Source organism: Roseovarius salincola, assembly GCF_026891095.1.
Lineage (GTDB): Bacteria > Pseudomonadota > Alphaproteobacteria > Rhodobacterales > Rhodobacteraceae > Roseovarius > Roseovarius salincola.
In genome coordinates, this window is the sequence record NZ_JAPTNL010000016.1 from 29,546 (window position 1) to 42,383 (window position 12,838).

Here is a 12,838-nt window from a genome sequence, read left to right on the forward strand (position 1 = left end):
CTGGTTAAGGTCGGTTAACCAAGGCTTACGCGCCGGCGGTTTAAGAAGGGTTAACGCGACTGTGATTTCGTCGCCGTACCGCCCGGACTCAGATCTGCTGGTCGTAATCGCCCACCGAGGGCTCGGTGCGGATCACCGCATCAAGATCGGCGAAGATTGCACGCATCTCGGCCTCGCTCTCGCTGCTTTCGCAGACCACCACCAGGTTGGGGGTGTTCGAGCTGGCACGCACCAGCCCCCATGAGCCGTTATCGAGGATCACGCGGGCGCCGTTGACGGTGACCACCTCTTTCACCGGGCGGCCCGCGACCAATTCGCCGGCCTCGGCCTTGGCGACCAGCCGCGCGACGATGCGGTCGAGCACGTCGTATTTTTCGGTATCGGCGCACCAGGGCGACATGGTGGGGGTGGACCAGGTCTGCGGCAGGGCGCGGCGCAGGTCGGACATCGACGCATCGGGATTGCGATCCATCAGCTTGCAGATTTCCACCGCTACGCGCATCCCGCAATCATAGCCACGGCCAACCGGTTCAGCCAGGAAGTAGTGGCCCGATTTCTCGAACCCCGCCAGCGCGCCGATTTCCTTGACCCGGCGTTTCATGTGGGAGTGGCCGGTTTTCCAGTAATCGGCAGTCACGCCGTTCTTTATCAATTCAGGGTCCGAGGCGAAAAGGCCGGTCGATTTCACATCCGCGACGAATGTGGAATTCGGGTAGATCTTGGAAAGGTCGCGGGCCATGATCACACCGACCTTGTCGGCGAAGATTTCCTCGCCCTCGTCATCGACCACCCCGCAGCGGTCGCCGTCGCCATCGAAGCCAAGTGCGAAATCCGCCCCCGTGGCGCGCACGGAATCGGCCATGTCATGCAGCATTTCCATGGCTTCGGGGTTGGGATTGTAGTGGGGAAAGGTGTAATCGAGCTCGTTATGCGAGGGGATCACCTCGACGCCGATACGTTCGAACAGTTCAGGCGCGAAGGCTGCGGCGGTGCCATTGCCGGTGGCGCAGACGACGCGCAACTTGCGCGACATTTTGAAATCACCGACGAGATCGTCAAGGTAAGCCTCGCGCACGCCGGGCACGAATTCATAAGAGCCACCTGCGCGCGGCTCTCCGTCGCCGTTCAGCACGATGTCACGCAGTTCGGCCATTTCGTCGGGGCCATGAGTCAGCGGGCGTTCAAAGCCCATCTTGACCCCGGTCCAGCCATTGGGATTATGGCTGGCGGTGACCATCGCCACGGCGGGGGCATCAAGATGGAACTGGGCGAAATAGGCCATGGGCGACAGGGCCGGGCCGATATCGCGCACCCGGATGCCAGCCTGCATCAACCCGATGATGAGCGCGTGTTTGATCGCCAGCGAATAGTCGCGGTAATCGTTGCCGACGGCGATCTCGGGGCGGATGCCACGGCGCTGCATCTGCGTGCCGAGGCCAAGGCCAAGGGCGGTCATGCCGGGCAGGTTGATCTCGTCAGGGTATTTCCAGCGCGCGTCATATTCGCGAAAGCCCGTGGACGCGATCATCGCATCGCGCAGGAATTCCCAGGTATTGGGCGTGCAGGTGGGCAGGGGTTTGGTCATAATGAAGGCTCGTTATCGGGAATGGGGAAGGGTCAGAGGGCGACCGGATGGGCCTTGGCGACATCGTCAAGCGCCTTGAGCACACCGAGCAGCGCGCGCATCTCATTGAGCGGGATCATGTTGGGCCCGTCAGAGGGCGCAGTGTCGGGGGTTTCGTGGGTTTCGATGAACACGGCCGCCACGCCGAGCGCCACGGCGGCACGGGCCATGACCGGGGCGAATTCACGCTGGCCGCCGGTGCTGCCGCCCTGGCCGCCCGGTTGTTGCACGCTGTGGGTGGCATCCATCACCACGGGATAGCCGGTGGCGGCCATCTGCGGCAGGGCGCGCATGTCGGCGACAAGGGTGTTGTAGCCGAAGGATGTGCCGCGTTCGGTCAGAAGCACGCGGCGATTGCCGGTGCTTTCGATCTTGGAGATCACGTTGGGCATGTCCCAAGGCGCCAGGAACTGCCCTTTCTTGACGTTGATCGCCGCGCCGGTTTCACCGGCGGCGATCAGCAGATCGGTCTGACGGCAAAGAAACGCCGGTATTTGCAGCACGTCGGCCACTTCGGCCACGGGGGCGCATTGATCGGGCAGGTGGATGTCGGTCAGCACCGGCAGCCCGAGGCTGTCCTTGACCGATTGCAGCACCTTGAGCCCCTCATCCATGCCCAGCCCGCGCTTGCCGGAAAGCGAAGTGCGGTTGGCCTTGTCGAAGCTGCCCTTGAAGATCAGCCCGATCCCAAGTGCCGCGCAGCTTTCCTTGAGGCTGCCCGCGATCATCTGCGCGTGATCCGCCGATTCAAGCTGGCAGGGACCGGCGATAAGGGTCAGGGGCTGGTCGTTGCCGACGCTGAGCCCCGAAAGATCGACATGGGTCATGGTCAAGACGAGACCTGTTCACGAAGGATGGACGCGGTAAGCGATATCATCATGTAGATACCGGCGAAGATCAGGAACGCAAGCACAGTGTTTTCAAAGGACCGCGGATAGGAGGCATCCTGCGAAGGTACCGGTTTCACGCTGACGGTCAGGTATCGGACCTGCTTGTTGGCTTCGATTTCGGATTGCCGTTTGGCCTCCAGCGCGGATTGCAGCACCATGTCGGCAGTCGCCAGGTCGGCCTGTGCGATCTGGATCGCCGCGGCCTGAGCGGCCAGCGAGGAGGTTCCCTCGCTCGCCTCGGTCAGGCGCGCATTCTGCTTGCGCAGTTCGGCCTCGAGCCCCGCGACCTCGCCGCGCAGGGCTTCCACCCGCGCCTGGTTGGGGCGCGAATTGCTGAGCTGCGTGTTCAGGGCCAATTGCTTTTCCTGAAGCTGAAGTTCGGCCGAGCCGATCAGCGAGCGGATATTGGCGACCTCGCCTTCGGGATCGAGAATCGATCCTTCCTGCAGTTCGACAAGCTGGCGCTGGGCGTCACTGCGTTCGGCCTTGGCCTGTTCAAGGCTTTGCGCCGCTGTGCGGACTGCATCGCTGCGCTTTTCGGAGCTGAGTTCATCGACGCGTTCTTCGGCATAGTCGATAAGCTTTTCCGAGAATTGCGCCGCGACCGCCGGATCGGCGGTGGAGAGTTCCATCCTGATGACGCCCTCGGTGGGATCATAGCCCAGCTTCACGTATTTCTTGTAGAGCTTGTAGGCATCCTCGTTCGAGGCATCGGGCGAGAGCCGCTGGATCGGATCGATCCAGTCCTGACTGAAATGTTCACGAAATCCGACGTCTTGATCAAGGCGCAGCATCGCGTCCTTGGATTGCAGGTAGGATTGCGTCGCGATGGAATCCTGCCCGGTGGCGAACTGGCTGGGAAGCAGCCCGCCAAGCCCGCCCGCCGAGCCGCCTGAGCCATCGGCGGTCAGGATCAGGAATTCGGACTTGGTGGAATACATCGGCGTCGCGATGGCGTAATAATAGTAACCCGCGATCAGCGTCGGCAGGAACACGAAAGCCGTCAGGCGCGAGAACAGCAGGATCAGCTTGCGCCGCCGCCGCTTGGCGATGTCGCGCTGGATGCGGGTGATTTCATCGGCGCGCCGGTCGGCCGGGCTGAGGTCGGTCGATGGCAGGGTCTGCTGGCCGGTCGGCACGGTCTGGGGAAGTTGCACGCGTTTCGGCTCGTCGGGCTGGGACGTCGTCGTCAGGGCGTTGTCGCCCGATCCGCCCGACCCGCCCCGACCGCCTTCGCCCGCTACAAGCTCCAGCATGCTGCCACGCTGGAACGGATCAATACCCTTGGCGCGCAAAAGGCGGACCGCGTCGAAATCCGAGGTCGGCGCCAGCCCGTGCTTTTGCGCCATGCGCCGCGCCATGCGCAGCTCGCGCCCGGTCAGACCTTCCTTGCGGATGTCCTCGATACTCTGCGATGCGGCGGTTTCGCGCGCCGAACTGACCTGGCCTTCGCGCAAGGGTTCTGGCGTGGCAACGGTTTCGGGCGCGGCAACGGTATTGCCGGCCTGGGTGGGTGCGGGATCCTGCGGCGCATTCGGGTTGCGGCGGATACGGAACTTCCTAGCCTTGGGTTTCGTAGTCATAGAGTTGCTTTGCCTCTTCCAAGGTATCAAACATATACAGCTTTCCGCCCATCAGGACAGCCGCGGATTGCGCGAACTTCTCAAGTACTTCGGGTTTGTGCGAAACGATCACGACGGTGGTAGTGCGCAGCCTTTCGCGCAGGATTTCGCCGGCCTTGCGGTTGAACTCGACATCGGTCGAACTGGGCATGCCCTCGTCGATCAGGTAGATGTCGAAATCGAGCGCCAGCATGAGCGCGAATGTGAAGCGCGCGCGCATCCCGGATGAATAGGTGCCAAGCGGCTGGTCGAAATATTCGCCCAGGTTGCACATCCAGCGGCAATAGGCCTCGATATAGTCGGGGTCGAGACCGTAGAGCCGCGCGATGTAGCGGGCGTTTTCCATCGCCGATATCTTCGAGATGACGCCGCCCATGAAACCCAGCGGAAAGCTGATGCGGCAATGGCGGCGGATTTCACCCTCGTCGGGTTTCTCGAGCCCCGCCATCATGTTGACCAGGGTCGTCTTGCCGGTGCCGTTGGGGGCGAGGATGCCAAGCGACTTGCCCAGTTCGACACGAAACGACACGCGGTCAAGGATCACCTTCCGCTGCGTGCCCGTCCAGAAGGACTTGCTCACATTGTCGAATTCGAGCATCCAGGTCGCTCCGATGCTGCTCTGGCCTCATCCTCTTATATGGGGACCTTTGCGAGGCGTCACTCAATACGTTCATGGCATTATGCCGGATCGTGCTGTCTTGTTACAGCGAAACAGGGCTTTTTTAAGCCGGATCCGGAATATTTTCGAGCCAAATCGTGCGGGTCATGAGGCAGTTCAGGCGACCACCTGCCGAAGGCACCTGCAAGAGGCGCGCCACTCATCGTGAGCTCCGTGCAGGCAGGGACTGCGCGGGATCACGTATCCGAGGCGCGGGTCAGCGACAGGCGTGCGGTTTCCAGATGTTCCTTCATGATATTGGCGGCGCGTTCGGGTTCGCGGGTGCGGATCGCGTTGAGGATCTGGCGGTGCTGGGTGTTGTAGGTGGCGATGGTGCGCCGATCCAGCGTCAGGTGGCGCATCCGCGTCCAGTCGTCTTCGCTGCGCACCGTGGCGATCTGGTCGATGATCCAGATCAGCAGCCCGTTGCGCGTGCATTCCACCAGCGCGCGGTGGAAATCGGTATCGGCATCGGAAAAGGCGACCGGATCGTCTGTGCACTCTTCCATACGGTTGCAGAGTTCCTCCATCCGGTCGAAATCGGCCTGGCGGCCATGCAGTACCGCAAGCCGGCAGATATGGGGCTCGAGCGCGAATCGCGCATCCATCAGCTCCAGCGGGGTGGCGTGTTCGATGGCGCTGGCCGAATTGTCGTCAGGTTGGTGAACCACATATGTGCCACTGCCGGGCCGGGTTTCTACAAACCCCTCTTTTTCAAGGCGCATCAGGGCCTTGCGCACGGTTCCGCGGGCCGCACCGTAACTGTCGGACAACACCCGTTCCGGCGGGAGGCGATCATGCAATTGCAGACCTCCCTTGGAAATCTCGCGCCGGATCAACGCTGCGATGTCAGCCGCACCGAGCTTCTGGTCTGCGGAAACGTTCATCATTCACCTCTTTTATGGACCAATTATATACCATTTGATGCCTTAATCCACCAAATTACGCAGCATTGGATCAAAAGTGGTTGACTTTTGGGCCGATCATCGGAAACTCGGGTCAACAGCGCTCCACCAACCGGCGTGACACATAGTGTGTTCCCGGCGGCAGGCAAAGACTGGGACAGATGCGACATGACGTTTCATGATGCAGGAAAACAACAGTTCACGGCCCTGACGGCCCGGATTGGCGGGCGCTGCCCGGCGCGCGCGTCCCAAGAGCGTGAAAGACCCAAATTTGCACCGGGTGAAAACACCGCCCCGCCGTGGCCGGCGTGTTTTGACGGGATCGGAACGGGGGCGCTCCACCCCGCGCCGGACTGCCCGACTGTGTGGAGCTGAACGCCATTCAGCCGCAAAGACGGGCACAAGACCCGGCGGGCGGCACAATCATCAGGGAGAGTTAAAAGTGGCTGAGACAGATCTCGAGAAATTCGTGGAAGCGCCTGGGCGCGACGAGAAGATCAAGGAAGTCCGCAAGAAGATCGACGAGCTGGGGATCGAGTATCTGTATCTTCAGTTCGTGTCGGTGACCGGCAAGATCATGGGCAAGGGCATTCCCGCCGACCATTGGGAGCAAGTCGCCAAGAAGGGCTTTCAGCTGGTCTATGGCGCGACGATGAACCTGTTCCTGAACCGGGCGGGGGATTACCTGGGCTATGGCCCCGAGGCCGCCGAACTGATCGGCATTCCCGAGCCCGAGACCTTCATGCAACTGCCCTGGGCCCCCGAGATCGGCCGCTTCTATTGCACGCTGTTCCGCAACCGCGAGGAAAAGGAAAACCCCGGTGGTTACCTGACCGCCGACAGCCGCGGGAACCTGCGCCGCCTGCATGAGGAATTCACCAAGAAGCACGGCACCAAGCTGCGCATCGGCACCGAGCCCGAAATGATGTGGCTGAAATTCGACGAGAACGGCAAGCCCAAGGACGGCTTCTCAAAGCCCTATTGCTATCATATCGACCAGTTCGAAAGCCTGCGCCCGGTGTCGCTGCAGGTGATCCGCTACGCCCGCAAGATGGGTCTGGACATGATCCAGGGCGATCACGAGGACGCGCCGGGTCAGCTTGAGCTGAACTGGATGTTCGACGACGTGCTGCGCAATGCCGACCGTCTGACCACCTATCGCCAGATCTGTGCGCAGGTGGCGCGCGAGCAAGGCATCTTCGCCTGTTTCATGACCAAGCCCTTCATGGGGGTGTCGGCATCGGGCTGTCACCACAACATGAGCCTGTGGCATGGCGGCGAGGACGAATTCGTCAAATGCGGCAACGATCCCGACAACCTGCCGGGCATGGCCGACAATTACATGTATGTGAAGGGCGGCGAGAACACGTTCATGCCCGACACGGACGATCCGCAGATGCCCGGCAAGGAGGGGCTGAAGGCGATCGGCGGCGTGGTGCATCACCTTCAGGCGCTGACCGCGATCGGCTGCTCGACGGTGAATTCCTATCGCCGGTTGTGGGATACGGGTTTCTGGGCGCCGGTCTTCAGCGACTGGGGTTTCCAGAACCGCACGACGGGCCTGCGCGTCTCGGCGCCGGGGCGGTTCGAATACCGCTCGGTCGACTCGATGGTGAACCCCTATCTGATGGGCGCGACCCTGCTGGCGGCGATGGATGACGGGCTGGAGAACAGCCTCGACCCCGGCAAGCCCGAAGAGCGCAACATCTACGAGGCGATGGCCGACGGCAAGGACGTGAAGAAACTGCCGATGTCGCTGGGCGAGGCGCTGGACAAGCTTGCCGAGGATGAGGTCGTCAAGCGTGGCATGCCCGGCGAGATGTATCGCCTTTACGAGGAATACAAGCGTGACGAGTTCGCGCGGTTCATGTCCACCGTCACCGAATGGGACAACGAAATGTACATGGAATGCCTGCCCTGAGGCATTCCTGTCCTGGCGGCAGGCGCATCATGCCTGCCGCCTCCCTAGACCGTTAAACTGAGGAGGCGCATTCAAGATGTGCGGAATTGCTGGATTGATCCACAAGGGCAAGAGCGCGAATGTCGGGTCCGAGATGACCGCGATGCTCCAGGCCCTGAAACACCGGGGGCCTGACAGCACCGGTTATGCCGTTTACGGCGAACCCACCGAAGGCGATTACGTGATGCGCCTGAAGGTGGCCGAGGCCGAGGATATGGGCAGGGGCCGCGGTGTCCACAAGCTGATCGAGACCCGCATCGCGGATGTCGAGGAGATTATGGAAGAGGCCGGCGCCAAGGTGAAGTCGCGCGAGGCGGTCACCGAATACGCCCTGCGCTATGTGCTGACCCACGAGGGCAACACCGGCGACATGGCCAAATCCATCGAGGAGGTCGACGGCGTCGAGATCCTGTCGATGGGCAACGGGCTGGAACTGATCAAGGATCTGGGCGACGCGACGGTCGTCTCGGAAATGTACGGGCTCATGGATTTCAAGGGCACCCATGGCATCGGCCATACCCGGATGGCCACGGAATCCGATGTCGATATCAAGTCGGCGCACCCTTACTGGGCCTTCCCCTATAATGACGTCAGCGTCGTCCATAACGGCCAGATCACCAATTACTGGATCATGCGCCGCGAGATGGAGCGCAAGGGTCATCGCTTCATGTCGAATTGCGACAGCGAGCTGCTGGCGGTCTACACGGCGCATAACCTGTCCAACGGCATCTCGCTCGAGGACAGCCTGCGGCAATCCATCGACGAGATCGACGGCGTGTTCACCTATCTGGTCGCCACCAAGGACCAGCTGGGCATGGCCAAGGACACGATGGCCGCGAAACCGCTGGTTCTTTACGAATCCGACGACCTGATCGCGATGGCCTCGGAAGAGGTGGCGATCCGCGCCATTCTTCCCGAAGAGATCGACACCACTGACCCTTACGACGAGGAGGTTCGGGTATGGCAAGCATGACCGACGACGACCTGAAACAGATGAGCCAGGACGAGCGCGCCAAGGCGCTTGGAATGACCACCGAACAACTGACGGGCAAGTCGCTCTATATCGAGTTCGACCCAGAGGCGAGCGAGCGCTATACCTATCCCTGGTCCCATGATGTCGATTTCAACAAGCGCACCGAGATCGACACCGACACATTGAGCACGACCGAGATGAACAGCGCGATCCGGGACAGGATGAAAGAGGGCTATGGCACCATCGTTCTGAAGAATCCGCGCGGCAAGCACAGCCTTGGCGTGGGAATCCTGAACAAGCTGAACCTCATCGTCGAAGGGTCCTGCGGGTATTTCGGCGTCGGGCTGATCGACGGGCCGAACGTGCGTATCACCGGGCGCGTGGGCTGGTCCTGCGGCGAGAACATGATGGCGGGCACCGTCGTCATCGAAAAGAACGCGGGTTCGACCTTCGGCGCGGCGATGCGCGGCGGCGATCTTGTCTGCCGCGGCTCGGTCGGGTCGCGCACCGGCATCGACCAGAAGGGCGGCACGATCATCGTCGGTGGCGACACCGGCGCGCTGAGCGGGTTCATGATGCAGCGCGGGCGCATGGTCGTCTGCGGCAATGCCGGCAAGAACCTCGGCGACTCGATGTATGACGGCACGATCTTCGTAGGCGGCGAGATCCGCTCGCTCGGGGTCGATGCGATCGAAGCCGAACTGACCGATCTGGACCGGCAGTGGCTGACCCGCAAGCTGACCCAATACGGGCTGATGCCCGACAAGGGCGTGGATCATTTCACCAAGGTCGTCGCAGGCAAGCAGCTGTGGAACTACGACAACCTCGAACCGTCCGAAAAGAAACTCATTCTGTAGCGGAACGGCGCACCGCGCCTTCCCTTGCAAGGAAAAAGGAACAGACACATGGCTGATGGCGACCTGCCCAAGAAAAAGCCCCTTGAGCGCGACACCTACCGGCTGGGTGATTCATTCATCTTCCCGCCGCGCGTCATGGACGACATCCATATCAAGGCCGAGCTTGGCCGCTACCGGATGCGGGGGTTCTCGCTGTTCAAGAAGATCCCGCATTGGGATGACCTGACCTTCCTGCCCGGCACGCTGACACGGTTCGTGATCGAAGGCTACCGCGAGAAATGCGAGACCAAGACGATCCTGGGCCCGCGTGCCAAGCGCCCGCTGGAGCTGGATATCCCGGTCTATATCACCGGCATGAGCTTTGGCGCGCTGAGTTACGAGGCCAAGACGGCACTGGCGCGCGGCGCCACGATGGCGGGCACCGCGACCTGCTCGGGCGAGGGCGGCATGATCCCGGACGAGCGGCGCTACAGTTCCAAATGGTTCTACCAGTGCATCCAGTCGCGCTATGGCTTCAACCCGCATCACCTGGTGCTGGCGGATGGCTGCGAGTTCTTCATCGGCCAGGGCTGCAAGGTCGGTCTTGGCGGGCACCTGATGGGCCAGAAGGTCACTGACCAGGTGGCCGAGATGCGCAGCCTGCCTGCGGGCATCGACCAGCGCTCGCCGGCGCGTCACCCCGACTGGCTTGGGCCGGACGACCTGGCGCTGAAGATCCAGGAGATCCGCGAGGCGACCGACTGGCAGATCCCGATCCAGCTGAAACTGGGCGCGGCGCGGGTCTATGACGATGTGCGCATGGCGGTGAAATGCGACCCCGACACGATCTATATCGACGGCATGGAAGGCGGCACCGGTGCGGGTCCGCACCTTGCCACCGAAGATACCGGCGTGCCGGGGATGGCCGCGATCCGGCAGGCCCGCAAGGCGATCGACGACCTGGGCAAGCGCGGCGAGATCAGCCTGGTCTATGCCGGGGGTATCCGCAATGGCGCCGACGTGGCCAAGGCGATCGCACTGGGCGCGGATGCCATCGCCATCGGCCATTCGGCGATGATGGCGCTCAACTGCAACAAGGACATCCCCGAGGCCAATTACCAGGAGGAAATGGGCGTCGAGCCGGGTTATTGCTACCATTGCCATACGGGCCGCTGCCCGGTGGGCGTGGCGACGCAGGACCCCAAGCTGCGCGAACGCCTGGACCCGGATGCGGCCGCCGAGCGTGTCTACAACTTCCTGCACACGCTGACCATCGAGGCGCAGCTTTTCGCACGCGCCTGCGGCAAGACCTATATCCACTCACTGGAACCCGAGGATCTGGCCGCGCTGACGATGGAAGCCTCGGCCATGGCGGGTGTGCCGCTGGCGGGCACCAACCACACCGTCGGCGTCGAGGATTACCACCACTTCTAATGGCGCGGCGGGGGCAACCCCGCCCTGCCGATGACCAACCCCGCAGGCCGGGCCACGGCACGGCATGAGGACAGGAGAAAGACAATGGCTGGAACACAATATCGCGGCTCCGAAATCAAGGATGTCGACCAGTTTCTGAAGGATTCCGCAGGGCTGGAATCCGAGCGCGAAAAGGAGATCGGGCAGCATATCGGCTATCGCTACGATGTGAACCTGGTGCCCGACTACGAGCGGATCACGCCGTTCCTCAAGCAATATATGGAGGTCATGGGCTGGGACGACCTGAATTGGCTGGAAGACGTGCATATGGGCTATGAAGAGGGCTCCCCGGCGGTGTTCGACCGCAACAACAACGGCTGGGTGCGGGTGCCCGACAGTATCGAGTTGCCCGACAACCAGCAGGACCGGGACATGATCGCGCGCGAGCTTCTGATCAAGTTTCAGATGTCGGACCGCCACCCGCTGGTTGCATTGCGCAAGGCCTATATGAAATTCTGAACGACATGGCGCGCCCGCTTGATATCGCTTGCCTCCAGACACGGCCGATGCCCGATTTCGCATCGGCCCTGGACGAGGCGTTGCCCCTGGCCGAAGCGGCGGTCAAGGCGGGCGCGGATATCCTGTTCTTGCCGGAATATTGCGGCGGGCTGCGCAGCGACAACGGCGCGCTGGTGCCGCCCTCGGCCCCCGAGGCGAGCCATCCGTTCCTGATGCGGATGCGGGATTTTGCGGCGCAGAGAAAGATATGGGTCAATATCGGCTCGATCGCGGTCGACGGCCCGGACGGGCGCATCATCAACCGGGGCCTGATGCTGGATGATCGCGGCAGGATCAGGGGGCGCTATGACAAGATCCACCTGTTCGACATCCAGCTTTCCCCGACCGAAACCTATCGCGAAAGCGCCCATGTCTCGCCCGGCAACCGTGCGGTCATCCATGATACGCCATTCTGCCGGATCGGCCATACGATCTGTTACGACCTGCGGTTTCCTGACCTCTTCCGCAGCCTGGCTCAGGGCGGCGCGGAAATCCTGCTTTGCCCTGCCGCCTTCACCAAACGCACCGGGGAGGCGCATTGGCATGTGCTGAACCGCGCCCGCGCGATCGAGTGCACACGTTTCATGGTTTCGGCCTGTGCCATCGGGCCGGTGCCGGGGGGTGGCGAGACCTATGGTCATTCGCTTGTCGTCAGCCCATGGGGCGAGGTGATCAGCGATGGCGGCACCCTGCCGGGGCTGGTGCAGGCCCGCATCGAGCTTGACGACGTCACGCGCGCCCAAGCGCGGGTGCCCAGCCTGCGGGCCGACCGCCCATTTACCCTGACCCAACCGAAAAGGAGCGTCGCATGAGTTCATTGGCGACCCAGTTCGGGCAGAGCTTCTCGGATCATCCGCTGCGCAAGGCGTTCATGAAATGGCAGTGCCGCGTGCGCCAGATGGCGATGCGCGAGAACGAGGGGCGGCCCGACGATGCGATCATGCCGGCGGTCCTGCTGCCGGGGCAGGCGGACCCGCTGGGCCATGTCATCACGGTGATGAACAAGGCGCCGGGCTATTCGGTCACGCCCGAATTGCAGCACATGGCGGCCAAGACCAACGACCCTGCGCAGATCCGCGATCAGGCGATCCGGTTTCTTTCATCGGCCTATTACCAGAAGGCCGAGGAATTTTCCGACATCCTGACCGCCACTTTTCCGCCCGCCTCGCCCGGTGCCGCGCAGATTCACGACAGCGGCGAATGCCGCCTGCTGTTCGAGGCCTATGCGCAGCGCTTCGATCTGACCTGCAAGGTCTGGCGACTGGCGCCGCATAACCTGCTGCATCAGGCCACGATGGCCCATAACGGGCTGTTCAATCCGCAGATGCCGCCCGATACGGTGGTTCTGGGATTCGAGCCGGACTGGGACCGGAGCCGCGCCGACCCCGAAATCCGCTAG

General features: G+C 62.3%; 12 protein-coding genes. 7 read left to right on the plus strand and 5 right to left on the minus strand.

From position 1 onward, the window contains the following. Positions 1–88: 88 nt before the first annotated feature. The 5 genes from N5A93_RS15470 to N5A93_RS15490 form a co-directional block, all read right to left on the minus strand. Complete coding sequence (locus N5A93_RS15470; protein ID WP_268956001.1) at positions 89–1,585, minus strand: phosphomannomutase/phosphoglucomutase; 1,497 nt, start codon at positions 1,583–1,585, stop codon at positions 89–91. Between the two features lie 32 nt (positions 1,586–1,617). Further along, positions 1,618–2,451 carry a 3-deoxy-8-phosphooctulonate synthase gene (gene kdsA, locus N5A93_RS15475; RefSeq protein WP_268956002.1) on the minus strand — a complete coding sequence of 278 codons (834 nt, stop codon included), beginning with the start codon at positions 2,449–2,451 and terminating at the stop codon, positions 1,618–1,620. 2 nt (positions 2,452–2,453) lie between these two features. After that, on the minus strand, positions 2,454–4,097 hold the full coding sequence (locus N5A93_RS15480; RefSeq protein WP_268956003.1) for a KpsE/RkpR family capsule polysaccharide export protein: 1,644 nt from the start codon (positions 4,095–4,097) through the stop codon (positions 2,454–2,456). Continuing rightward, complete coding sequence (locus tag N5A93_RS15485; RefSeq protein WP_268956004.1) at positions 4,075–4,734, minus strand: ABC transporter ATP-binding protein; 660 nt, start codon at positions 4,732–4,734, stop codon at positions 4,075–4,077. Before N5A93_RS15485 ends, N5A93_RS15480 begins: the two co-directional genes overlap by 23 nt. 257 nt (positions 4,735–4,991) lie before the next feature. Continuing rightward, on the minus strand, positions 4,992–5,681 hold the full coding sequence (locus N5A93_RS15490) for a FadR/GntR family transcriptional regulator (protein ID WP_268956005.1): 690 nt from the start codon (positions 5,679–5,681) through the stop codon (positions 4,992–4,994). Positions 5,682–6,141: 460 nt separating this feature from the next. On the opposite strand from N5A93_RS15490, the gene N5A93_RS15495 reads away from it, so the two are divergent. The 7 genes from N5A93_RS15495 (at position 6,142) to N5A93_RS15525 (ending at position 12,838) form a co-directional block, all read left to right on the plus strand. Further along, complete coding sequence (locus tag N5A93_RS15495; protein ID WP_268956006.1) at positions 6,142–7,620, plus strand: glutamine synthetase family protein; 1,479 nt, start codon at positions 6,142–6,144, stop codon at positions 7,618–7,620. Positions 7,621–7,696: 76 nt separating this feature from the next. Further along, positions 7,697–8,632: a class II glutamine amidotransferase domain-containing protein gene (locus N5A93_RS15500; RefSeq protein WP_268956007.1), complete on the plus strand. Its 936-nt coding sequence runs from the start codon at positions 7,697–7,699 to the stop codon at positions 8,630–8,632. Further along, complete coding sequence (locus N5A93_RS15505) at positions 8,620–9,489, plus strand: GltB/FmdC/FwdC-like GXGXG domain-containing protein (RefSeq protein WP_268956008.1); 870 nt, start codon at positions 8,620–8,622, stop codon at positions 9,487–9,489. Before N5A93_RS15500 ends, N5A93_RS15505 begins: the two co-directional genes overlap by 13 nt. Positions 9,490–9,537: 48 nt before the next feature. Continuing rightward, a complete protein-coding gene (locus tag N5A93_RS15510) occupies positions 9,538–10,902 on the plus strand; it encodes an FMN-binding glutamate synthase family protein (protein ID WP_268956009.1) in 1,365 nt (454 codons plus the stop codon). 84 nt (positions 10,903–10,986) lie between these two features. Continuing rightward, positions 10,987–11,400 carry a hypothetical protein gene (locus tag N5A93_RS15515; RefSeq protein WP_268956010.1) on the plus strand — a complete coding sequence of 138 codons (414 nt, stop codon included), beginning with the start codon at positions 10,987–10,989 and terminating at the stop codon, positions 11,398–11,400. 5 nt (positions 11,401–11,405) lie between these two features. After that, positions 11,406–12,251 (plus strand): carbon-nitrogen hydrolase family protein, encoded by an 846-nt coding sequence (locus N5A93_RS15520; protein WP_268956011.1) that lies wholly within the window; start codon positions 11,406–11,408, stop codon positions 12,249–12,251. Beyond that, positions 12,248–12,838, plus strand: a complete 591-nt coding sequence (locus tag N5A93_RS15525; protein WP_268956012.1) for a hypothetical protein — start codon at positions 12,248–12,250, stop codon at positions 12,836–12,838. Before N5A93_RS15520 ends, N5A93_RS15525 begins: the two co-directional genes overlap by 4 nt.

Bases quoted from the DNA above. Each gene is read 5' to 3' on its own strand.
- N5A93_RS15470 (WP_268956001.1), bottom strand. From the start codon at position 1,585: ATGACCAAACCCCTGCCCACCTGCACGCCCAATACCTGGGAATTCCTG.
- kdsA (WP_268956002.1), bottom strand. From the start codon at position 2,451: ATGACCCATGTCGATCTTTCGGGGCTCAGCGTCGGCAACGACCAGCCC.
- N5A93_RS15480 (WP_268956003.1), bottom strand. From the start codon at position 4,097: ATGACTACGAAACCCAAGGCTAGGAAGTTCCGTATCCGCCGCAACCCG.
- N5A93_RS15485 (WP_268956004.1), bottom strand. From the start codon at position 4,734: ATGCTCGAATTCGACAATGTGAGCAAGTCCTTCTGGACGGGCACGCAG.
- N5A93_RS15490 (WP_268956005.1), bottom strand. From the start codon at position 5,681: ATGAACGTTTCCGCAGACCAGAAGCTCGGTGCGGCTGACATCGCAGCG.
- N5A93_RS15500 (WP_268956007.1), top strand. From the start codon at position 7,697: ATGTGCGGAATTGCTGGATTGATCCACAAGGGCAAGAGCGCGAATGTC.
- N5A93_RS15505 (WP_268956008.1), top strand. From the start codon at position 8,620: ATGGCAAGCATGACCGACGACGACCTGAAACAGATGAGCCAGGACGAG.
- N5A93_RS15510 (WP_268956009.1), top strand. From the start codon at position 9,538: ATGGCTGATGGCGACCTGCCCAAGAAAAAGCCCCTTGAGCGCGACACC.
- N5A93_RS15515 (WP_268956010.1), top strand. From the start codon at position 10,987: ATGGCTGGAACACAATATCGCGGCTCCGAAATCAAGGATGTCGACCAG.
- N5A93_RS15520 (WP_268956011.1), top strand. From the start codon at position 11,406: ATGGCGCGCCCGCTTGATATCGCTTGCCTCCAGACACGGCCGATGCCC.
- N5A93_RS15525 (WP_268956012.1), top strand. From the start codon at position 12,248: ATGAGTTCATTGGCGACCCAGTTCGGGCAGAGCTTCTCGGATCATCCG.